Genomic DNA, 21,252 nt, shown 5'->3' with positions numbered 1-21,252 from the left:
GTCACTTTCTCCGGCCCACATCCGCAACTTACAGCAATTTCGCCCAAGCGCGAACATTGGAAGCGGCGCTATCCCTTTTTGGTGCACTGGACGACGACCAGATTGAAGGCTGCGGCCTACGGCGCAGCGGCGGCAGCGATCGGGCTCGACAGCCTCGCCGCCGGCGAAACCACGCCCTTCCTTCCGTTCGGGAGCAGCGTCTCGCTGGTCGCCGCCGGGTTGATCCTGATCTTCTGGCCGCCTTTGGCCCCGGTCGCGGCGCGGCTTGCGGCGCTGATTTTCGCGGTTTGGGCCATCGTGCTGAAGGCCCCTTTGATCGTGGCGGAGCCAGCCAACGGGCCAGCCTGGCTCGCGCTGGCCGGATTGCTGGCGCTTGCCGCGGCAGGGCCAAGGCTGGGTGTGGCGGAAGCGGGGGCGGGCGAGGGCGAAGAAAAAGTGCGGGTTCCAGAATGGCGACCGCTCCAGGGAGCCTCGCCCATCGCGCGCCGGCCCGGCTATCAGGGATCGAGGGGATAATATGCGGGCGGACGGCGTCATCCTTGCCATCGGCACAATCGGCTATGGGCTTGTCTGCCTCGCCTTCGGCGATTTCGGGCTGCAATGGCAGCCGGTCCCGGACTGGGTGCCCGGCCGAACGCCGCTCGCTTATGCCAACGGCGCCCTGCTCGCCGCGGCCGGGGCTTTGCTGCTCTGGCCCAGATCCTCGCTGTGGGCCGCGCGCTTCCTCGCCTTCTATCTTCTCCTGTGGGTGCTGGTGCTGAAGCTGCCGAAGCTCGTCGCGGCCCCGGCGTCGGTCGCGGCCTGGCTGGGGCCCGCCGAAATCCTCTCGATCGCCGCCGGCGCGGTGACGCTCGCCTTGCTTCTGGATCGAACGCCAGCCGAAAGGGGCATCCGCATCGCCCGCTATGCCTATGGCGTCTGCCCGATCATCTTCGGCCTCAGCCATTTTGTCTATGCGGACTTCACCGCAAACATGGTGCCGGCGTGGATCCCCGCGCCGCTCTTCTGGGCCTGGGCGACCGGCATCGGCCATTTCGCCGCCGGGCTCGCAATCCTGAGCGGCGTGCTCGCGCGCCTCGGCGCGACATTGCTGGCGGCGATGATGGTCAGCTTCGCGCTGTTGCTCCACCTCCCTCGCGTCCTTGCCGATCCGGCGAGCCACATCGAATGGACGATGCTCGCCGTCGCGACCATGCTGACCGGCGCGGCGTGGCTGGTCAGGGCAGGAATAAAGCCAGCGCAGGCATCGATCGCCTGGCTGCGGCCCGCGCCTAGCGTCCCGTGAAGCGCGGCGGCTGTTTCTGGAGGAAGGCCATGACGCCGGCCTTGAAATCGTCGGTGCGGCCGGCGTCGCGTTGCGCAATGCGCTCGGCGGCGAGCGCCTCGGTCAATGAGGACTGCTCGGCGTCGCGGGCGAGGCGGCGCAGCGAGCCGTAAGCGGCCGTCGGCCCGGCGGCGAGCTTGGTCGCCAGCGTCTTGGCCTCATCGAGCAGCCGGTCGTCCTCGACCATCCGGCTGATCATCCCCCATTGCTCCGCCTGCTCGGCCGGAACGCGCTCGCCGAGCATCATCATTTCCATCGCCCGCGCCCGGCCGGCTAGGCGGGGCAGCAGCCAGGTCGCACCGGCATCGGGGATCAGGCCGATATTGATGAACGCCTGGAGGAAATAGGCGGAGCGGCCGGCGATCACGATGTCGGCGGCGAGCGCGAGGCTGCACCCCGCGCCGGCGCACGGCCCGTTCACCGCTGCGATCACGGGCATCGGGCAAGCGAACAGCGCCTCGATCAGCGGATTGAAATGCGCCTCCAGCGACGCGCCGACATCGTCGGGCAGGCCGCCGCCGGACGTCAGATCGGCGCCGCTGGAAAAGCCCAGCCCCTCGCCGGTCATCAGCAGGCAGCGCGCGCCGGAGTCCGACAGGCTCTCGACCGCCGCGCGCAATTCGTCGACCATCGCCCCATTGAGCGCGTTCAGCGATTTCGGCCGGTCGAGCGTCAGCGTCGCGACCCCATCTTCGCCCTGCTCCAGCCTGACATATCGAAAATCCATGCCCGTTCGTAACGCGCGCGACACGGATTACCAGCAGGTCAGTCTTCGGCGGTCGCTTCTTGGGGGGCATGCAGCCTGAGCCGCCGCACCCGGCGCGTGTCGCCCTCGGTCACCTCGAAACGCCAGCCGGTCGGATGCTCGACCGTCTCGCCGGGTTGCGGGATGCGGCCGGCGAGGATGAAGGTGAGTCCGCCCAGCGTGTCGACATCCTCCTCGACCAGGCCGAGCCGCTCGTCGATCGCCTCGGCGACATCCTCCAGCTCGGCGCGTGCGTCCGCTTCCCACACGCCCGGCGCGACTTCGGCGAGCAGGCCGGGCAGTTCCTCGTCATGCTCGTCCTCGATGTCACCGACGATTTCCTCGACCACGTCCTCGATGGTCAGCAGACCCTCGGTGCCGCCGAACTCGTCGACGACGATCGCGAGATGGACCCGACCGGCGCGCATCCGCGCGAGCAGATCCAGCATGCCCATCGATTCGGGCACGAAGAGCGGCGTGCGCATCAGGGTGCGGATGTCGGGCGTGTCCGGTCCGGGTGCGAAATGGTGCAGGAAGACGTCCTTCAGGTGGATCATGCCCACGACGCGGTCGAGATTGCCGTCGTAGACGGGCAAGCGGCTGTGCTCCGCCTCGGCCAGCGCCGTGATGAGGTCGGGAAGGCCGATGTCGGCCGGCACGGCGATGATCTCGCCGCGCGGCACCGCCACGTCGCCGGCGGTCTTCTCGCCGAAGTGGAGGATGTTCTTGAGCATCTCCCGCTCGGCCGCGGAAAGGTCGCCGACCCGCGGCGCCTCGCCCTCGCGATTCTCCAGGACCTCCTCGATCTCGTCGCGAAGGCTGGATTCGCTGCCGTCGCCCAAGAGGAAGGCGCGCAAGCCGCCCCAGAAACTTCGTCCTTGCCCCCGGTCGCCCGGACTGTCGTCGTCCATGATGTTAGGATCGCACCTCGTTCAGTTCATAAGGGTCGGCGACGCCGATCGCGGCGAGCGCCCGCCGCTCCACGCTTTCCATCTCCTCGGCCGCATCCTCGCCCTGCTCATGGTCGTAGCCGAGCAGGTGGAGCGCGCCATGGACGACTAGATGCGCGGCGTGCGCCTCGATGGAAACCTTTTTCTCGGCCGCCTCGCGCGCGCACACGCCATGCGCGAGGACGATGTCGCCCAGCATCGGCGCGTCAGCGATCTCCGCCAGATCGGCCATCGGGAAGGAGAGGACGTTGGTCGGCGCATCCTTTCCGCGCCAGGTCCGGTTCAGGGTGCGCGCCTCCTCGTCGGAGGTGAACAGGACCGAGATTTCGCAATCGGCCAGCCCCGGATAGCGGCTCGCGGCGACAGCGGCGTGGACCGAGCGGCGAGCCAGCGCGGCCCAGTCGATTCTACCGTCCCATTCCTCGGATATGTCGGTCTCGACGCCGATCACCGGTCCGGCCCCTCATAGGCCTCGACGATCCGGCCGACGAGCGGGTGGCGGACGACGTCGCCGGCGCCAAAGCGGATCATCGAGATTCTCTCGATCCCCTCGAGCTTGCCGACCGCGTCGTTGAGGCCGGAGGTGGCGCCGGGCGGCAAATCGGTCTGGTTGGGATCGCCACAGATCACCATCCGCGAGCGCATGCCGAAGCGGGTCAGGAACATCTTCATCTGCTGCGGCGTCGTGTTCTGCGCCTCGTCGAGGATGATGAAGGCATCGCTCAGCGTCCGGCCGCGCATGAAGGCGATCGGCGCGATCTCGATCTCGCCGGACGCGATCCGCCGCTCGACCTGCTCGGTCGGCAGCATGTCGTAGAGCGCGTCGTAGAGCGGGCGCAGATAGGGATCGACCTTGTCCTTCATGTCGCCGGGCAGGAAGCCGAGCCGTTCGCCGGCCTCGACGGCGGGGCGGGACAGGATCAGCCGATCGACGCTGCCGCCGATCAGCTGCTGCACCGCCTGCGCGACCGCCAGATAGGTCTTGCCGGTGCCGGCCGGGCCGAGCGCGAAGATCATGTCGTCGCGGGCCAGCGCCTCCATATAGACCGCCTGCGCCTTGGAGCGCGGGACGATCGTCTTCTTGCGGGTGCGGATCATCACCTTGGGCGGCTCGATCACCTCTGGGGCGATGATCCCGTCCAGGGTCGGCTGGCCGGACATGGCGATGATCGCGTTGACCAGTTCGGCGTCGATGTCCTGACCCTCGTCGAGCCGGTTGTAGAGGCCGAGCAGCACCTCGCGGGCGCGCGCGGCGGCGCCCGGCTCGCCCTCGATCTGCACCTTGGCGCCGCGCGCCGCGATATAGACGCCGAGCCGGTCCTCGATCGCCACCAGGTTGCGGTCGAACTCGCCGAACAGGGGTCCGAGCAGATGGGGCTGCTCGAACTCGATCTCGACCCGGGCGCGGGGGCCTGAGGCGGCTTCGGCTTTCTTCTGCTGGGCCATAATCAGCGCTCCCCGGCGGCCGAGCGGAGCGTCGCGGTCATCGAAAAGTCCGTGTTTCGGTATTCATCCAGGCCCTCAAATTCAAAGCACAGTGTTCCTTCAATATCTAGCGACATCGTCCCATCCGCTATCCGACCGAAGCGCAGAACGGTCACATCAATAGGGTGGTGGGCATGTTCGATGTACATCGATGCATCGATGTAACCCGGCTCTGGATTCCGCGGGAACTGAAACGTCTGGTTTTGCAGGTCATCCAAGTCGCCAGAAGGCAACGGCACGCCCTCCATTCGGATGCTCGTGGATACGATTTCGACACTGTCCTCAAGCGGCAGCTCAAAAGGCTTCAACGGCACTTCGATGGCGATGCCAATGTCCGTTTCCTCGATCCTCCCGGTTTCGGCATGAATAAGAGCCGTGGGAAACTCCATCTCAGGCCGCCACCCTTTCTGTTCCCCGGCGAAGGCCGGGGTCCAGATCTGAGTCGGTAACTGGACCCCGGCCTTCGCCGGGGAACAGCTTGCCCGCCAGGCTGTTGGGGCCCGCCGAAAGCAGTTCCACGGTCACGATGTCACCGATCGCGGTGTCGGTCTCGAGATGCACGGATTGCAGCCAGGGCGTCTTGCCGACCAGCTGGCCGGGCTTGCGGCCGGGTCGTTCGAGCAGAATCTCGCAGCGCCGGCCGACGCTCGCCTGATTGAAGGCTAGCTGTTGCCGCCCAAGCAGCGCCTGCAAGCGCTGAAGTCTTTCGTCCATCACTTGGGGCGCCACCTGATTGTCCATATTCGCCGCCGGGGTGCCGGGGCGAGGTGAATATTTGAACGAAAAGGCCTGCGCGTAGCCGACCGCCTCGACCAGCTTCAGCGTTTCCGCGAACTCGGCCTCCGTTTCGCCGGGGAAGCCGACGATGAAATCGCCCGACAGCGCGATGTCCGGCCGCGCGGCGCGGACGCGATCGAGGATGCGGAGATAGCTCTCAGTCGTGTGGCTGCGGTTCATCGCCTTCAGGACGCGATCGCTCCCCGACTGCACGGGCAAGTGCAGATAGGGCATCAGCTTTTCGACCTCGGCATGGGCGCGAATCAGGCCCTCCGTCATGTCGTTCGGGTGGCTGGTCGTGTAGCGGATGCGATGGAGGCCCGGCAGCGCGTCGAGCGCGCGGATCAAAGTGTCCAGCCCGCGCTCGCCCTCGGCCCAGGCGTTCACATTCTGGCCGAGCAGCGTGATTTCCTTCGCCCCGGCGTCGAGCAACGCCTTCGCCTCGTCGAGGATCGCCGCGAACGGCCGCGATATCTCCGCGCCACGCGTGTAGGGGACGACGCAATAGGTGCAGAATTTATCGCAGCCTTCCTGCACCGTCAGGAAGGCGCTCGGCCCCTGCCGCCGCCGCGCCGGCAGCGCGCCGAATTTGGAGAGCGCGGGCATGCCGGTGTCGAGCGCCACCTGCCCCGCCGCCGCCTTGGCGACCAAAGCCGGCAGGTTATGATAGGCCTGCGGGCCGACAACGACATCGACCTTCGCCCGCCGCGCGATCTCCTCGCCCTCGGCCTGGGCGACGCAGCCGGCGACCGCGATCATCGGCCGCGAGCCGTCGGCGCGCTTCAGCCGGCCGATCTCCGAATAGACCTTCTCGGTCGCCTTCTCGCGGATGTGGCAGGTGTTGAGCACGACGAGATCGGCCGCCGCCGGATCGGCGGCGAGCGTCAGGCCGTCGGCCTCGAGCGTCTCGGCCATGCGCTCGCCGTCATAGACATTCATCTGACAGCCGAGCGACTTGACCGCATAAGTGGCGGGACGATCCATCGCGCCGCCTATAGGGGATGGGCCGGCGCGGCGGAAGCAAGCGCCGCCACGATTTCTTCACGCGCCATCGCCGCCAGCGCCTTGCGGTCCTCGGCCGCGGCCGGATCGATCGGGGCGAGGAAGGCGAGCGTGACCGGGATCGTGCCGAGTCGGGAGAGGATGCGGCGGACATTGCCCGCCATGCTCTCATCGTCGAGCCAGGCGATCGTCGCCGTCGCCGCGCCATAATCGAGCGCGACGGGCTGGACGACCACGGCCGGGATCGGCGGGTAGAGCGAGGCGAACAGGCTGGCGCGGAACGGCAGCACGTCGCGGGTGGCATCGACCGTGCCTTCCGGGAATAAGGCGACCTTGCCGCCCTCGGCCAGCTTGTCGCGGATCTGGTCGGCCTGCGCCTGAACCTGATGGCGGGCGGCGCGGACGACATAGAGCGTCGCATTGAGCCCGGCGAGCCAGCCCACCATCGGCAAGCGCCGGACCTCGTCCTTGGCGACGAAGGATGCTCCAGTGACGCCGCCGATGGCGAGGATATCGAGCCAGCTCTCGTGATTGGCGGCGAACAGGACGGAGCCGGCCACCGGCGTGCCGCCGACCGTCACCCGGAGGCCGCAACGCCGTGCCGCGAATCCGAGAAAGGCCTGCGGCCAGGGGGAGCGCCGACCGGCCAGCTTCCACGAATAGTGCAGCGGAACGAAGAGGAGCAGGCCGAGGCCGATCGCCCCGAGCCGCGCGATCATGCGGATCATTGAGGGCCTGCCCTGCCCATCCACGACGGCTGTGACGGAGTGGATTTTGGTTCAGGGCAAGGAGCGAGGAGCGAGCGATGCTGGACGCATCGTGACCGACGAGCGACGCCGCCATGGGCCAAAATCCGCCCGCCGCTTCGCGGTCGTCCGGAGAAGGCCGCCGGCGGCGTCGGCCGGCTTGTCCGGGCCACCAGCCCGGACTGCACCGTCCTCCTTGCCGGCGGCCTTCTCCGGGCGATCCCGGCCATTGCGGAGGTTGGATGCAGGCCCTGGCCGAGCCGGGCGAAAGGGAAGTGCCGCTTTATCGCCGCCGGAAGCTGTGCTTTAACGGCGCCGGGCTTGGCACCGAAGGGGACGGCATGGCGACGGCGGAGCTTCCCGGCGAGGATGCGCGGTGACCTTCGCGCCGTTCCGCATCGAGAGCGCGGCACTGACTCATGAGGGGCGCGTGCGCGACCATAATGAGGACAGCTATTGCGCCCGCGAGGGCGACGGCCTGTGGGCGGTCGCCGACGGCATGGGCGGCCATGAGGGCGGCGAATGGGCGTCGGGCGAGATCGTCAAGGCGCTCGACGCGCTCGACCTGCCCGAGGATTTCGACGCCGCGCAGGACGCGATCGCCGATGCGATCGGAACGGCCAACCGCAGGATCGTCGCCCAGGCGAAAGTGCGCGGCAAGCAGATGGGCTCGACCGTTGTCGCCCTGCTGATGCGCGGCGCGCGCTACGCCATCCTCTGGGTGGGCGACAGTCGCGCTTATGTGTTGCGCGACGGCGCACTCATCCAATTGAGCCGCGACCACAGCCAGGTGCAGGAGATGGTCGATCGCGGCATCATGCGGCCCGAGGATGCGGAGGGCCATCCGATGGGCCACATCCTGTCGCGCGCCGTCGGCGTCCGCGACGATGTGCAGGTCGACCGTGTGACCGGCGACATAGAGCCGGGCGACACGTTCCTGCTCTGCAGCGACGGTCTGCACGGCTATGTCGACAAGGCCGACATTACCCGGCTGCTGGTGCAGCACACGCCGGACGAAGCCTCGACCGACCTGGTCGAGATCACCCTCGCCAACGGTGCGCCGGACAATGTGACGGTGATCGCCGTCTCGGCGACCGAGGCGACCATTCTCTCTTTTCCGGATTCGGTGAACGCATGAGCGACGACAAGAACGACAGGCGCCCCGATGCCGGCGACGAGCGGACGGTTTTCGTGGCTCCCGGCGGAACGATGCCGCCGCCGCCCGCCGATGACGGGTTCGTCGGCGACAGCGAGCCGGTCGGCGCGCCGCCGGCACCGCCGCCGTCTGCCGAGGGGGAGGGCGAGGAGAAGACCGCCCGATCCGAACCGGTGAAGGCGAAGAAGCCGCGCAAGAGGAAAGAGGAGCCGGAGGAGAAGACGGAGCCGTCCATCCCGATGCCGCCCGTGCCGACGCCGCGCGACGAGCCGGAGGCGGCGACAGTCGTTGCGGACGGTGCCATTCCGATGCCGCCAATGCCGACGCCGCGCGACGAGCCGGACGCCGCGACCGTGGTCGCGATGCCGCCGGTCCCCGACGCCGGTGGGGCCGGCGAGCCCGCGACCGTGATCGCCGGCGCGACCACGCCTCCACCGACTGCCGCCGAACCGCACCCGACCACGCCGCCCGTGCCGGAGGTCGCGGCCCAGACGAGCCCGCCGGACGGGACGAGCAGCTCGACCGGCCCGTTCGTCGCCCGCGAGGCGCAGAAGATCCAGGTCGGCGACGTCCTCAACCATATTTTCGAGGTGAAGCGCTTCCTCGCCCGCGGCGGCATGGGCGAGGTGTTCGAGGGCTGCAACGTCAACACCGACGAGCGGGTCGCGATCAAGGTGATGCTGCCGCAGATGGCGGCGGACGAGAAGGTGGTCGCGATGTTCCGCAAGGAGGCGCGGACGCTCACCAAGCTCCAGCACGAGGCGCTCGTCTCTTACCGCGTGCTGGCCCAGGAGCCGCAACTGGGCGTGCTCTATATCGTGACCGAGTTCATCGAGGGCGTGAACCTGGGCGACACGCTGGGCAGCGTCCCGCGCGGCGCCGACGAGCTGCGCAACCTGCTGCGCCGGCTCGCCTCGGGCCTCGGCGCGGCGCACAAGCTGGGCGCCGTCCACCGCGACATCTCGCCGGACAATATCCTGCTCCCGGGCGGCGACGTCCACCAGGCGAAGATCATCGATTTCGGCATCGCCAAGGATCTGGAAGCCTCCTCGGCGACGATCGTCGGCGACGGCTTCGCCGGCAAATTGAACTATGTCGCGCCCGAGCAGCTCGGCGATTTCGGTCGCGAGGTCGGGCCGTGGACGGACGTCTACAGCCTCGCTCTGGTCATCCTCGCGGTGGCGAACGGCAAGGCGGTCAACATGTCCGGCTCGCTGGTCGATGCGATCGACAAGCGCCGCAAGGGGCCGGACCTGACGGCCGTGCCGGGCGAGCTGCGCGGCGTCATGGAAGCGATGCTGCGGCCCGATCCCAAGGACCGGCTGCGCTCGATGGACGAGGTGATCGCGATGGCCGGCGGCGGCGCGGGTTACATCCCGCCGACCACGCCGCCAATGTCGATGCCGGTGTCAGGGCCCGATGTGCTGCCGGGCACGATCGTACCCGGCGCGCCAAGCGGCGGCGGCGGCGCGTCCAAGGGGCTGTTGGTCGGCGGCGTCCTCGCCGCTTTGCTCGCGGTCGGCGGCGGCGCCTGGTATCTGATGCGCGACGGCGGCCTGCCCGGCTTCGGCGGCAATTCGCAACAGCAACAGCAAGGCAATCAGATCGTCGGGCCGGTCTCGCCTCCGGCCAATCCGGTCGAGGCGGCGCGCGCGGCGATCAACTCGGCCTTGCCCTCGGTCACCTGCACCTGGCTCGATGTCGGCGGCGTGACCGGCGGCGCGAACGGCGTCCGGGTCGCGGTGCGCGGCGTCGCCGGCGACGAGCGCGCCGCGCAAAGCGAGCTGACGCAGGCGCTCCAGCGCGCCGGCATCGCCAACGGGACGGTCGATTTCGGCGACGTGGCGCCGATCACCCAGGCCGGCTGCGCGGCGCTCGACACCTATCGCCAGGTGCGCGCGACCAGCGATTATCACCTCTCGGTGCCGGCGCTGAGGTTCGAGATGACCCGCCAGCCGGCCGGCGCCGCTTATGCCGGGCGGGAGGCGTCGAACGCGATCATCGACTTCAATTTCGGCAACCTCCAGGGCGATTTCGCCTTGATGGGGATCGAGCCCAACGGCGTGATCTCCTACACCGTCCCCGATCGGGCCGATTTCGACGCGCGGCTCGCCCAGTCGCGCAACGGCCGCCCGATCGCGGATCTGGGCGGCGATCGCTACCAGCTTCATATCGACGCCGATCATGAAGGCTGGTCGGGCATCATCCTGATCAACGGCCGGGGGCCGTTCCCGCAGGACGTCGTCGCGCCCCAGGTCGGCGCGCGGGGGCCGACCTGGCAGCAGCGCTTCCTGTCGGCGGCGGCGGAGCGCAACTGGCGGGTCGAGATGGTCTGGTACCAGAGCATCAACCGCGAGCGCGACGGCCGGCCCGCCGCCCGCCCGCAATTCGGCCAGCCGCAGCGATAGGGGTGCGGGTTCGACCCCTATTCCTTGCCGAACCCGTCCCTCAATTGGCGCTCATAGGCCTTGCGGAACTCCTTCGAGAAGACCTCCATGAAGGCCTCGTCGGATTCGTTCTTCACCTTCACATATTCGCGCTCGTAATTGCGCCACAGGGCCGCGTCGTGGAGCGCCGGCAGCAGGCGGCCGAGGACGCCGGCGGCGTCGGCGCGGCGGCGGATCGCGCCCGGCGAGAAGCGATCGAGCGTCGCCCGGAGCGCGCCGGGGATCGCCGCCAAAGTCGCGATCTGGTGCGATTGCAGGTCGAGATAGGCGTCGTCGACCGCTTTTTCGGCGTCGAGAAAGCCGGTCGCCGGCGGGTTGAGCAATTGGGCCAGCGCCTGCTCGGGCGAGCGCGCGAACTTCAGCGGGTTGTTGCCGTCGAGCTGGAGCTGGGTCGTCTCGGCGCCCATCTGCGCCTTCGCCCGGGCCCGCGCCTCGACCATGACGATCAGGCCGGAGATCAGCCGGCGCAGCAGCGCGCCCGCCTTGCCGACCAGCTCCGGATTGGCCTGGACCTCGGCCTCGGTCAACGCCACGGCCGCGATCAAGGCGCGAGCCGGGTCGTCGCCCGGCGCCGTCGCAACCGGTGCGGCCGGGGCCGCGGCCGCGCCGTCGCCGATCCCGCCGCGCGCCCAATCGACCTTGTTCACGTCCGCGAGCTCGTTCCACATCACGGTGACGTTCTCGGGAACCTGGTCTTCGGCCGGCGCGGCGGGTTCGGGCTCGGCTGCAAGGGGCGGCGGAGCCGGCGAGGCTTCGGGTGCGGGCGGCGGGGGAGGAGGCGCTGCGGCCACCGGCGGCTCCGGCGGCGGCGGGGGAGCTTCCGGCGCAGGCGGCGGTGCTTCGGGTGCTGCTGACGCTTCCGCTGCCGGCGGAGCGGCCGGTGCCTCGGCGACCGGCGGCGCGGCGGGCGGCTCGGGCGCGGGCGGCGGTGCCGCCACCGGTTCGGAATCGTCGCCGATCCAGCCGCCCGCGTCCGCCGGAACCGGCGCGATCGGCGGCGTCGTGACGGGCGGCGTGGCGAGCGGCGGCGTCGTAACCGGCGCAACAGCCGCAGGCGCCGGCGCAGGCGGTGGAGGTGGCGCTGCAACGGGTTCCGGCGCGGGCGGCGGCGGCGCCGCAACCGGCTCCGGCGGTGCTGGCGGCGCAGGGGCCTCGACCTCGCCGAAGGAGGCGACGATGTCGTAATCGCCGATCTTGAAGGCGTCGTCCGGCCGAATCAGCCGCTCTTCGGTCATCCGTTGGGCGGCGCCGTTCAGGAAGGTGCCGTTGGTGCTGATGTCGGTGAGGACATAGCTGTCGCCCAGCTTGCGGATCTCGCAATGGCGCGAGGACACGATGTTGCTGGCGTCCGGCAGGGTCCAGGCGTTGTTCTTCGATCGGCCGATGATCGCGCTGTCGCCCCTCATCGCGAAAACGGCGACGACATCGTCCTTGATTGCCTCCTGGTTGCGGATGGTCAGGATCAACGTCATGCGAACCCCTTGGAATAGCACCGTTTCGTGCCGGCGGCAGCCTGAGCGGGCGGCGCGGACGGGAACCTAGCAGGCTCGTTTCAGTCAAACAACGTTCAGATCGGCCCCGTTACAAGCGCCATCGAGCGGGGAAATGAGCGGACGGCGATTGCCTTGTCCGCGCGCCCCGTTTGGCGTAGATTTCGGGCTGTTCCCGAAAGCACGTCCGTCCATTGGAGGCACCATGCGCAAGTTCGGAATGTCCCTCATCGCCTGCGGTCTTTTCGCCGCGCCTTATGCCGCGCTGTCGCAGCCCGGCTCGACCAGCACGCCCGACGAATATGTCTGCGCGCTGACCGGCGAATGCGGCGAGGAGGCAGCGGCGCCCGAGGCCCAGGATGGCAGCGGCCCGCGGCTCGAAGCGACTCGCGGTTTCACGCTCGCCCGGCCGGACGCCGCGCCGGCGCAGCCGCGGCAGCAGCGGCAGACGACCAGGCGAACGCCGCGTTTCCAGATGGCGCGCCCGATGCGGCCCCGCGTCGCGACTCAGCAGCGCGGCCGGGTCAATCTCCGCCTCGCCTTCGCGCCCGGCTCGTCGAGCCTGAGCGCCGCCGCGCAAGCCGAGGTCCGCGCCTTCGCCGAGGCGATGCGGCGGCCGCAGCTCGTCACGATGCGCTTCCGGATCGAGGGCCATACCGACAGCGTCGGCGGCCGCACGATCAACGGGCCGCTGTCGCAGCGCCGCGCCCAGGCGGTCGCCGATTATCTGGTCGCGCAGGGCGTCGCCCAGACCAGGCTGGAAGTGCAGGGCTTCGGCTATGACCGGCCGCTGCCGGGCATGGCGGCCTCGTCGGGCCGCAACCGGCGGGTCGAGGCGGTCCGGATTTCCTGATTTCGCTCAGGCGAGCGCGGGCATGCGTCGGTGTGCCCGCGACGCCGCGAACAGGCGGACGATCCGTCGCGCCTGATCGGGATTGAGCCGGGGGTCGCGGCAATCGTCGCGGCTCATGCGCCCGTCGCATTCCAGCGCGCCGCGATGGGTGAGCTCCAGGTGGAGCCCGCCGGGCGGCGTCCCTTCGGCGTCGAAAATATCGAGGAAGGCCTGTGCCTCCGCTTCGATGCGCGCCATGCCGCGCCGCTTGGTGCCGTCCGGCCCCCGGACGGTGTTGCCGTGCAGCGGGTCGCAGCACCACAGCACCGGCTGCCCGGCCGATCGCGCCGCGCGCAGCAAAGACGGCAGCGCTGCGACAATCCGTTCGGCTCCCATCCGGATGACCAGCGTGATGCGGCCGGCCATCCGCTCCGGATTGAGCCGGCTCAATAGCCGGAGCAAGTCATCTGCCGCGAGGTCCGGCCCGCATTTGAGCGCGACCGGGTTGGCGAGGCCGCGCAGCAGTTCGACATGGGCCGAGCCGGGAAAGAGCGTTCGCGCGCCGATCCAGAGCAGATGCGCCGAGCCGCCGAACCAGCGACCGCTTGCCGAGTCTCGCCGGACCAGCGTCTCCTCGAACGGCAGGAGCAGCCCTTCGTGCGAGCTGAAGAGTATGCCCCGAAGCAACTGCCGCGACACGGCGGCATGGTCGTAGGCGGCGAGCAGCCGCGCCGGATCGGGCCTGCGCGCTACCGCCTCGAACGCCATGTCGTTGACGCTGTCGCCGCGCCAGGCGGGCAGGGCGCGGCCGTCCCTTCGCTCCAGCGCCTGGGAGCGCGGCTTCGCGAACTGGCCGGCGATCCGGCCGAGCCGAACGACCGGCAGGCCTCCGCGCTCTTCCAGCTCCCCGCCAAGGTTGGCGATCAGCGCCGCCATCGCTCGCGTGCCGGCCGGCGTGTCGCTCAGCCGTTCGGCGCAATCGCCGGCCTGGAGCAGGAAGGCGCGACCGGCCTGCGCGTCGGTCAGTTGCGCCGTCAGCGCATCGATTTCGACGAGCGTGACCAGGGGTGGTCGCGCGGCGATCTCGGCCAATGCCGCGTCGAGCGCGATCGGCTCCGGATAAACGGGCTGCTGCCGCGCCTCGAACGCGCGCCAGCTCTCGGGGCGCCAGTCCATTGGATCACCCTGGATTGGGAACGTTGAGCTCCTGCGCCGCGGTTCGCAGCCGCGTCTGCGTCGCCGCATCGTTCGCAAAGGCCGCGAGCGCCGAGCGCAACGCCTCGCGCGCCTGATCGGGCTGCTGCTGCACCATGTAGGAGCGCATCAGCATCATCCAGCCGTTCGCGTCGCGCGGATTCTGGCGCAGCCGCGCCGCCAGCCGCTCGACCATCCCCTGCGCCATCCGCTGCTGCTCGCCCGGCGGGAGGTTGCGCGCCTGCTCCAGCTGCTGCTGGTTCGGCCCCGGAATGCCGCGCGTGGCGACCGATTGCTCCGGCTGACGGCTCGGCGGCAGGCGATTGGCGATGTCGATATTGTTTGCCCGCGCGATGTTTTGGACGGTCTGTCGAACCTGGGGCTCCCAGGGGGCGTCGACGGGCGCGTCACGCAACAAGGCGATGAGATCGTCGATCGCGCCGCGATGATCGCCCCGCATGTCCCTGATCGTTGCGAGATAGAAACGGGCCTGCGCATTGCCGGGCTGAAGCTCCAGTGCACGCCGGAAGAGCCGCTCGGATTCCGGTGGAATCGGCGCGCTCGTCCGCATCGCTTCGGCCAGTATCATCTCTCCCAGATACGCCGCATAGTCGGGATTCTGCGGCGATAGCTCCATCGCGCGGCGGAATGACTGCACCGAAGCCCGGAACTGGCCATCCTCGCGCTGCGCCTGGCCGAGCCGGTACCAGAGCTCGTGATTGTCGGGATCCTCCCGGAGCCGGTTCTGCAGCGACGCGATCGCGGTGGCTAGCGTCGGCGCAGCCTGCGCATTGCTGGTCGCGGCGGCGCTGCTGTTGCCGCTCGTCGTCTCGCTCGGCCGGAACAGGATCCAGTAGCCAAATGACGTCACAAAGAGAATTCCGGCCAGCACGAGCGCGATCGTCGCCGGCGTGAAGCGCCGTTCGGCGGCTTTGGTGGTGCTTGCCATCGGGCGGATCATCGCGGCAAAAAACGCGCCGTCAAGTCTGGGCGCGGAGTGACGAAGCTGGTAGACCGAGGCTGGGAGTAGCAGGCTTTTGTCGTCCGTGTTCAAGATTGCCGTCGTCGGGTCGGGTCCGGCTGGCCTCAGCGCCGCGGGCCGCGCCGCACAGCTCGGCCTCAGCCATGTGCTGCTCGAAAAGACCGATCACCTGTCCGACACGATCTACAAATATCAGAAGGGCAAGCATGTGATGGCGACGCCGAGCCAGCTCGTGCTGCGCTCGGACATGGAGTTCGAGGCCGGCAAGCGCGAGGCGGTCCTCGGCGTCTGGGACCAGCAGGCGGCGGAGCGGAAGGTCAACGTCCGCATGAATGCCGATGTGAAGAAGATCACCGGGCAGAAGGGCGATTTCACGCTGGCGCTGACCAACGGCGAGGAGGTGAAGGCCGAGTTCGTCATCCTCGGCGTCGGCACCCAGGGCAATCCCAACAAGATGCGCTGCGACGGCGGCGATCTGCCGCACATCCAGTATCAGCTCGACGACCCCGGCGAATATTTCGACGAGCATATCACCGTCATCGGATCGGGCGACGCCGGGATCGAGAATGCGCTCGGCCTCGCTGCCGATCCGGCGCAGAACAACACCGTCACCATTCTCAATCGCAGCCCCGAATTCGCCCGCGCCAAGCAGGCCAATGTCGATCTGCTCAACGAGGCGGGCGCCAAGGGCCGGGTCAACATCATGTGCGAGACGACCCCGACCAAGGTCGTCCCCGGCTTCCTGTTTCTCGAAACCCGCGACGGCGAGAAGAAGATCAAGTGCGACCGGATCATCGCCCGCATGGGAACCTCGCCGCCGCGCAAGTTCGTCGAGGATTGCGGCATCGCCTTCTCGAGCGAGGACAAGAATGCCTATCCGTCCTTGTCGCCGCAGTTCGAAACCTCGGTCCCCGGCATCTATGTGATCGGCGCCTTGGCCGGCTATCCGCTGATCAAGCATTGCATGAACCAGGGCTATGACGTCGTCGAGTTCATCAACGGCAACGTCGAATTGAAGCCCGCCGACGAGCCGATCCTGGAAAAGAAGTTCGCCAACCTCCCAGGCGCGCGCAGTGTCACCGAATGGCTCGCCTTCATGCGCCGCCGGGTCGGGGTGCTCAACGACCTGTCGATGCTTCAGATGCGCGAGTTCATGCTCGATTCGGAGCCGATCGCCTATCGCGAGGGCGAGGTGATCTTCGAGCGCAACGATCCCGGCGCGTCCTTGTTCGCGATCGCCGACGGCTCGCTCGCCGTCGAGATCGACCCCAACGATCCGTCCCGGACCGTGCCGATCCCGCAAGGCACGATCGTCGGCGAAGTCGGCCTGATCTCGGGCCGCAAGCGCAGCGCCACGGTGCGCGCCGCCCAGGGCTCGATCGTGGTCGAGATCCCGCGTACGCCGGCGCTCAAGCTGATGGCGACCAACACCTTCGCCAAGAACGAGATCACCCGGATCGCCACCGAGCGCCAACTGCTCCAGCTCTTTCCCGGCACGACCCCCGACGACCTCAAGGACGTGCTGGCGAGCGCCGAGATTCAGGGCGTGCGGGCCGGCCAGACGATCATCGAGGAGGGCGGCGAGGGCTACGACATCTTCGTCATCCGCCAGGGCTCGATGGTGGTCGAGAAGAGCATCGGCGGCAAACCGGTGTTCCTCTCTTATCTCCCGGCCGGCTCCTATGTCGGCGAGATGGCATTGATCGACGGCGGCCGGCGCACCGCGACGGTCCGCGCCGCGATCAAGTCCGAGGTCATCAAGCTCAATGGCGACGCCTTTCGCGCGCTGCTCACCAGCAAGCCCGATCTGCTCAGCCGCTTCAAGCAGGACATGTCCTCGCGCACCCAGCTCAATTCCTATGTCGAGGCGAAGAAGAATAGCTTCGGCGGCGCGGTCGACATGTATTCCTCGGTCGCCGGCTTTCTCGTCGAGGAGGGCATCGGCGAGGCGACCGACGTGCTGCTCATCGACGAGAAATTGTGCATCGGCTGCGACAATTGCGAGCGGGCCTGCGCCGACAGCCACGAGGGCCTGTCCCGGCTCGACCGCGAGGCGGGTCGGACCTACGCCCACCTCCACGTGCCGACGAGCTGCCGGCATTGCGAGCATCCTCATTGCATGGCCGATTGCCCGCCGCTCGCGATCAACCGCGGGCCGGACGGCGAGGTCTATATCAACGACACCTGCATCGGCTGCGGCAATTGCCAGCGCAACTGCCCCTATGGCGTGATCCGCATGGCCAAGCCGCCGCCCAAGAAGCCTAGCCTGTTGAAATGGCTGTTCTTTGGATCGGGGCCCGGACCGGGCGAGCCGGACAAGGAATGGACGGAAGGGCGGGTCAGCTCCGAAACGCCCAAAAAGGCGATCAAATGTGATATGTGTTCGGGGATAGACGGGGGCCCCGCTTGTGTGCGAGCGTGCCCCACGGGCGCGGCGATCCGCGTCTCGCCGGAAGAGTTCCTGACCGTGGCGAAGATGGGGCAAGACAGCTGAGCTAGGGGGCAAAAGGTGGCGACGAGGGGGATCGACAAAGGCGTGCTCAGCGACGCGGCGGCGCATGAGAGCTTCCTGCGCTATCAGCGCTTCCGCTGGTTCAAGATCGCCGCCGTCATCAGCCTTGTCAGCCTGCTCATCTATCTGCTCGTCGACGTTCAGCCGCGCCACAATGGCGGCTCCTGGCTCGGTTACACTTTGGGGACGATCGGCGCCGGCCTGATCGTCTGGCTGGCCTTGCTCGGTATCCGCAAGCGCGCGATGACCCGCGGTCGCTGGTCGCTCAAGGCCTGGACCTCCGCCCATGTCTATCTCGGCCTCGCGCTGATCGTCATCGGCACGCTGCACACCGGCTTCCAGCTTGGTTGGAATGTTCACACCCTCGCCTGGGTGCTGATGATGCTGGTCATCGTCTCCGGCATCTATGGCATATCGGTCTATGCGATCCTGCCACAGGGCCTCAGCGACAGCCGCTCGGAGATGACCGGGCCGCAGATGATCAACGCGGTGAGCCAGCTCGACAAGCAGCTCCAGCACGCCGCCCAGCCATTGTCGGATTCCGACAGCGCTGTCGTGATCGGTTCGCTCGGCCAGGATCCGTTCGGCGGCAGCGCCTGGCGGCGGCTGACCGGCAATTATCCGAACGACCCCAACCGTGCCGCGCTCGCCTTCATGCGCGAGCGGCTGGAGGAAGTGGAGGTCAAGCAGCAGCCCGCGGTCGAGCAGGTCGTCGAGCTGCTGGAGAAGAAGGCGGCGGCGCTGTCCCGGCTGCGCGGCTACATCCAGCGGCGCGGATTGCTGGAGGTGTGGCTGTTCGTCCACGTGCCGCTCACCTTCGTGTTGATCGCGGCTTTGTTCGCGCACATCATCAGCGTGTTCTTCTACTGGTAGGGGGCGGCGGGCATGGCATTCCTGCTTCGGAATATCAGCCTCAGCGCCGAAGGGCGCGAGATCGTGCGCACCTCGCGGGTGCGGGACGATCTGATCAAGGTCGGCCGCGACCCCGGCAACGACATCGTCCTCAACGATCTCGCCGTCGCGCTCCACCATGCGACGCTGGAGCAGATTTCGGCCACGCAGATCGGCGTCTCGGCCGAGGCCGGGCTGAGCGTCGAGATCGATGGGATCACCACCCAGGGCGGTCAGATCAGCACCACGACCGGCGGCACGATCAAGGTCGGCCCCTTCCTGTTGCGCCTTCTCGCCGCCGAGATGGGATCGGAGGACGTCGCGATCGACGTCGCCCGCGCCGATACGGATGCGGACGAGGAGAAGTTCGATACCCGCCGCTTCGCGCTGGCGACGACCCTGCCGGGCAAGCGCACTTTGGCCTGGTCGCTCGCCATGGTCGTGTTCGGCCTGTTCCTCGCCTGGCCGATCTGGTCCTACTGGTCGCAGCGGAGCGGCGATCCGGCACAGGTCGCGGCCAGCTATCACGCGGACCAATTGTGGAGCAGCGGCCCGCTGTCGCGCGGCCATGCCAGCCTCGAGAACAATTGCACCGCCTGCCATGCGCGACCGTTTGAATCCGTTCGCGACACCTCCTGCACCTCCTGCCACACGCAGGTGCATGACCATGCCGACCAGGCCCGGATGCAGCAGGCGGGGCCGCAGCTCGGCGCGTGGGCCAGCTTCCAGCGAGCCGTCGCCAATGTCTTCGGCCAGACGCCGGGCCGCTGCGTCGATTGCCATACCGAGCATGAAGGGGCGGCGCAGATGCTGCCGACGGCGCAGCAATTCTGCTCCGATTGCCATACCGATCTCGACGCCCGCTTGCCGAACACGCGGCTCGGCGATGCCTCGAACTTCGAGACGCGGCACCCGCAATTCCAGCCGTCGGTGCTGGTCCGCTGGGACGGCGACACGCCGGTCACCCAGCGCACCTCGCTCGACCGCAACCCACGCGAGATGAGCAACCTGCGCTTTCCCCATGCGCTCCATCTCAACCCGACCGGGGGGGTCGCGCAGATGGGCCGGCGGCTAAGCGCACAAAACGGCTTCGGCCAGCAGCTCGAATGCCGCGACTGCCACACGCCGACGCCGGACGGGACGCGCTTCCAGCCGGTCGACATGGAGGCGGATTGCGGCATGTGCCACAGCCTCGCCTTCGAGACGATCGGCGGGGTCGTCCGTACCCTGCGCCATGGCGAGCCCAGGCAGGTGGTCGCCGACATCCTCTCCTTCGCGCGTGGCAATCGCGCGCCGGCCGACCTCGGCGGCGGACCGCGCACCCGGCCGGGCGACGTCAACCAGATCCGCGCCGCGATCCAGTTCGCCCAGGCCCGCTCGACCGCGACTCCGCGCGCGATCGCATCGGTGCGCCAGGCGTTCACGCCGGACGGCGCCTGCGGCGAGTGCCACCAGGTGCAGGTGCCGGCTGCCGGCTTCGACTATCGCATCCGGCCGGTCGCCTTCCCGGTGCGGTACATGCTGCACGGCTGGTTCGATCACCGGCCGCACCAGAATGCGCAGCGGCCGGGCCATGCGATGATCAGCGGATCGCAGGCCTGCCTGAGCTGCCACACAGCGAACGCGTCGAGCGATGCGACCGATCTGATGATCCCCAATGTCGCCAGCTGCCGCGATTGCCATGGCGGCGAGACGACCAGCCTGCCGGTGCCGTCGAGCTGCGCGATGTGCCACGATTACCATATGGACGAGGGCGTCCCGTCGCAGCTGCTCCGCCAGCAGGTGCGCGGCCGGCGCTGGACGACGACGGGGGTCCGGGCCACGCCCCAGCAATCGGCGGCTCCCAGAACGCGATGACCGGATGCTGATCGCCCAGATCACCGATCTCCATCTGGGATTCGATCCCGACGATCCCGACGAGTTCAACCGCCAGCGGCTGGATCGTGCGCTGGCGGCGCTCTGCGTGCTCCATCCGACGCCGGATCTGCTGCTCGTCACCGGCGACATCGCCGACAATGGCGACGATGGCATCTCCTACGAGCGCTATGCCGAGGCGATCGGCGTGCTCCCGTTCCCCGCCTGGCCGATGATGGGCAACCATGACAGTCGTGCGCCATTCCTCGCCCGCTTTCCGGAAACCGGGACGGCGGACGGCTTCATCCAATATGAGATCGACGTCGGGCCGTTACGCATATTGATGCTCGACACGCTGGAGGAGGGGCGGCACGGCGGCGCCTTCTGCGAGGCGCGCGCCGCCTGGCTGACGGCGCGCCTCGACGCGGCGCCTGAGCGGCCGACCTTGGTCGCGTTGCACCATCCGCCGATCGACACCGGCATCGACTGGCTGACCGAGGCGCCGGACGCGGAGTGGATCGCACGGTTGCACGATGTGCTCATGGGCCGGCGCAACATCGTTGGCCTCATCTCCGGTCATGTCCACCGGCCGATCACCACGATGTTCGCCGGCCACAGCCTGTTCGTCTGCCCCTCCACTGCCCCGCAAGTCGCGCTCGATCTCACCCCGATCAATCCTGAGGCGCCGGACGGCCGGCCGATGATCATCGCCGACCATCCCTATTTCGCGCTTCACTGGTGGAATGGCCGCAACCTGATCAGCCACCTCGTCACCGCCGAGGATGACGAAGTGCTGGCCAGCTTCACGCCCGACCTCCAGCCGCTGGTCAGGATGCTGAAGGCGGAAAAGAAGGGGTAAGTCCAC

At 68.4% G+C, this 21,252-nt stretch carries 20 protein-coding genes; 10 read left to right on the top strand and 10 right to left on the bottom strand.

What is annotated here, in order from left to right; translation table 11 throughout:
• Positions 1-81: 81 nt before the first annotated feature.
• Positions 82-516, top strand: coding sequence for a hypothetical protein (locus ACT4N3_RS01380; protein ID WP_444853412.1), 435 nt, complete (start codon positions 82-84; stop codon positions 514-516).
• A gap of 1 nt (position 517) precedes the next feature.
• The gene (locus ACT4N3_RS01375) at positions 518-1,285 is read left to right on the top strand and encodes a DoxX family membrane protein (RefSeq protein ID WP_444853411.1); all 768 of its coding nucleotides are present in this window, start codon (positions 518-520) and stop codon (positions 1,283-1,285) included.
• On the opposite strand, the gene ACT4N3_RS01370 is transcribed toward ACT4N3_RS01375, so the two are convergent.
• From ACT4N3_RS01370 to ACT4N3_RS01340, 7 genes are read right to left on the bottom strand one after another with little or no spacing between them, the layout of a single operon-like run.
• A complete protein-coding gene (locus ACT4N3_RS01370; protein WP_444853410.1) occupies positions 1,272-2,051 on the bottom strand; it encodes an enoyl-CoA hydratase-related protein in 780 nt (259 codons plus the stop codon). The genes ACT4N3_RS01375 and ACT4N3_RS01370 overlap by 14 nt on opposite strands.
• A 38-nt stretch (positions 2,052-2,089) precedes the next feature.
• Complete coding sequence (locus tag ACT4N3_RS01365) at positions 2,090-2,980, bottom strand: hemolysin family protein (protein WP_444853409.1); 891 nt, start codon at positions 2,978-2,980, stop codon at positions 2,090-2,092.
• 4 nt (positions 2,981-2,984) lie between these two features.
• Entirely contained in the window at positions 2,985-3,470 is a 486-nt protein-coding gene (ybeY, locus tag ACT4N3_RS01360) for an rRNA maturation RNase YbeY (protein ID WP_444853408.1), read from the bottom strand.
• Complete coding sequence (locus tag ACT4N3_RS01355) at positions 3,467-4,465, bottom strand: PhoH family protein (RefSeq protein WP_444853407.1); 999 nt, start codon at positions 4,463-4,465, stop codon at positions 3,467-3,469. Before ACT4N3_RS01355 ends, ybeY begins: the two co-directional genes overlap by 4 nt.
• 2 nt (positions 4,466-4,467) lie before the next feature.
• A complete protein-coding gene (locus ACT4N3_RS01350) occupies positions 4,468-4,893 on the bottom strand; it encodes a hypothetical protein (RefSeq protein WP_444853406.1) in 426 nt (141 codons plus the stop codon).
• 1 nt (position 4,894) lies between these two features.
• Complete coding sequence (miaB, locus tag ACT4N3_RS01345) at positions 4,895-6,277, bottom strand: tRNA (N6-isopentenyl adenosine(37)-C2)-methylthiotransferase MiaB (RefSeq protein WP_444853435.1); 1,383 nt, start codon at positions 6,275-6,277, stop codon at positions 4,895-4,897.
• A complete protein-coding gene (locus ACT4N3_RS01340) occupies positions 6,274-7,011 on the bottom strand; it encodes a lysophospholipid acyltransferase family protein (RefSeq protein WP_444853405.1) in 738 nt (245 codons plus the stop codon). Before ACT4N3_RS01340 ends, miaB begins: the two co-directional genes overlap by 4 nt.
• Positions 7,012-7,271: 260 nt before the next feature.
• Here ACT4N3_RS01340 and ACT4N3_RS01335 point away from each other — a divergent pair, with 260 nt between their 5' ends.
• The 3 genes from ACT4N3_RS01335 to ACT4N3_RS01325 are packed head-to-tail and all read left to right on the top strand — an operon-like array spanning position 7,272 to position 10,593.
• Positions 7,272-7,409: a hypothetical protein gene (locus ACT4N3_RS01335; protein ID WP_444853404.1), complete on the top strand. Its 138-nt coding sequence runs from the start codon at positions 7,272-7,274 to the stop codon at positions 7,407-7,409.
• A complete protein-coding gene (locus tag ACT4N3_RS01330) occupies positions 7,406-8,167 on the top strand; it encodes a PP2C family protein-serine/threonine phosphatase (protein ID WP_444853403.1) in 762 nt (253 codons plus the stop codon). Before ACT4N3_RS01335 ends, ACT4N3_RS01330 begins: the two co-directional genes overlap by 4 nt.
• Positions 8,164-10,593, top strand: coding sequence for a protein kinase domain-containing protein (locus tag ACT4N3_RS01325; protein ID WP_444853402.1), 2,430 nt, complete (start codon positions 8,164-8,166; stop codon positions 10,591-10,593). Before ACT4N3_RS01330 ends, ACT4N3_RS01325 begins: the two co-directional genes overlap by 4 nt.
• Before the next feature lie 17 nt (positions 10,594-10,610).
• On the opposite strand, the gene tagH is transcribed toward ACT4N3_RS01325, so the two are convergent.
• Positions 10,611-12,104, bottom strand: a complete 1,494-nt coding sequence (gene tagH, locus ACT4N3_RS01320) for a type VI secretion system-associated FHA domain protein TagH (RefSeq protein ID WP_444853401.1) — start codon at positions 12,102-12,104, stop codon at positions 10,611-10,613.
• 223 nt (positions 12,105-12,327) lie between these two features.
• Here tagH and ACT4N3_RS01315 point away from each other — a divergent pair, with 223 nt between their 5' ends.
• Positions 12,328-12,975: an OmpA family protein gene (locus ACT4N3_RS01315; protein ID WP_444853400.1), complete on the top strand. Its 648-nt coding sequence runs from the start codon at positions 12,328-12,330 to the stop codon at positions 12,973-12,975.
• Positions 12,976-12,981: 6 nt separating this feature from the next.
• Here the strand turns inward: ACT4N3_RS01315 and ACT4N3_RS01310 are convergent, their stop codons facing one another.
• Positions 12,982-14,130 carry a 3-deoxy-7-phosphoheptulonate synthase gene (locus ACT4N3_RS01310; RefSeq protein ID WP_444853399.1) on the bottom strand — a complete coding sequence of 383 codons (1,149 nt, stop codon included), beginning with the start codon at positions 14,128-14,130 and terminating at the stop codon, positions 12,982-12,984.
• Between the two features lie 4 nt (positions 14,131-14,134).
• Positions 14,135-15,097, bottom strand: a complete 963-nt coding sequence (locus ACT4N3_RS01305; protein ID WP_444853398.1) for a tetratricopeptide repeat protein — start codon at positions 15,095-15,097, stop codon at positions 14,135-14,137.
• Between the two features lie 88 nt (positions 15,098-15,185).
• On the opposite strand from ACT4N3_RS01305, the gene ACT4N3_RS01300 reads away from it, so the two are divergent.
• Genes ACT4N3_RS01300 through ACT4N3_RS01285 form a run of 4 tightly spaced genes read left to right on the top strand, consistent with a single transcriptional unit; the run spans position 15,186 to position 21,246 of the window.
• Entirely contained in the window at positions 15,186-17,624 is a 2,439-nt protein-coding gene (locus ACT4N3_RS01300; protein WP_444853397.1) for a cyclic nucleotide-binding domain-containing protein, read from the top strand.
• A gap of 15 nt (positions 17,625-17,639) precedes the next feature.
• Positions 17,640-18,515: a hypothetical protein gene (locus ACT4N3_RS01295; RefSeq protein ID WP_444853396.1), complete on the top strand. Its 876-nt coding sequence runs from the start codon at positions 17,640-17,642 to the stop codon at positions 18,513-18,515.
• A 12-nt stretch (positions 18,516-18,527) separates the two neighbouring features.
• Entirely contained in the window at positions 18,528-20,390 is a 1,863-nt protein-coding gene (locus ACT4N3_RS01290; RefSeq protein WP_444853395.1) for a cytochrome c3 family protein, read from the top strand.
• 4 nt (positions 20,391-20,394) lie between these two features.
• Complete coding sequence (locus ACT4N3_RS01285) at positions 20,395-21,246, top strand: phosphodiesterase (RefSeq protein ID WP_444853394.1); 852 nt, start codon at positions 20,395-20,397, stop codon at positions 21,244-21,246.
• Positions 21,247-21,252 lie beyond the last annotated feature (6 nt).

This window comes from Sphingosinicella sp. (genome assembly GCF_052388015.1).
In the GTDB taxonomy this organism is placed as follows: Bacteria; Pseudomonadota; Alphaproteobacteria; order Sphingomonadales; family Sphingomonadaceae; genus Allosphingosinicella.
The sequence above is the reverse complement of the archived record's forward strand: the minus strand, read 5'-3'. Positions and strand labels throughout refer to the sequence as shown.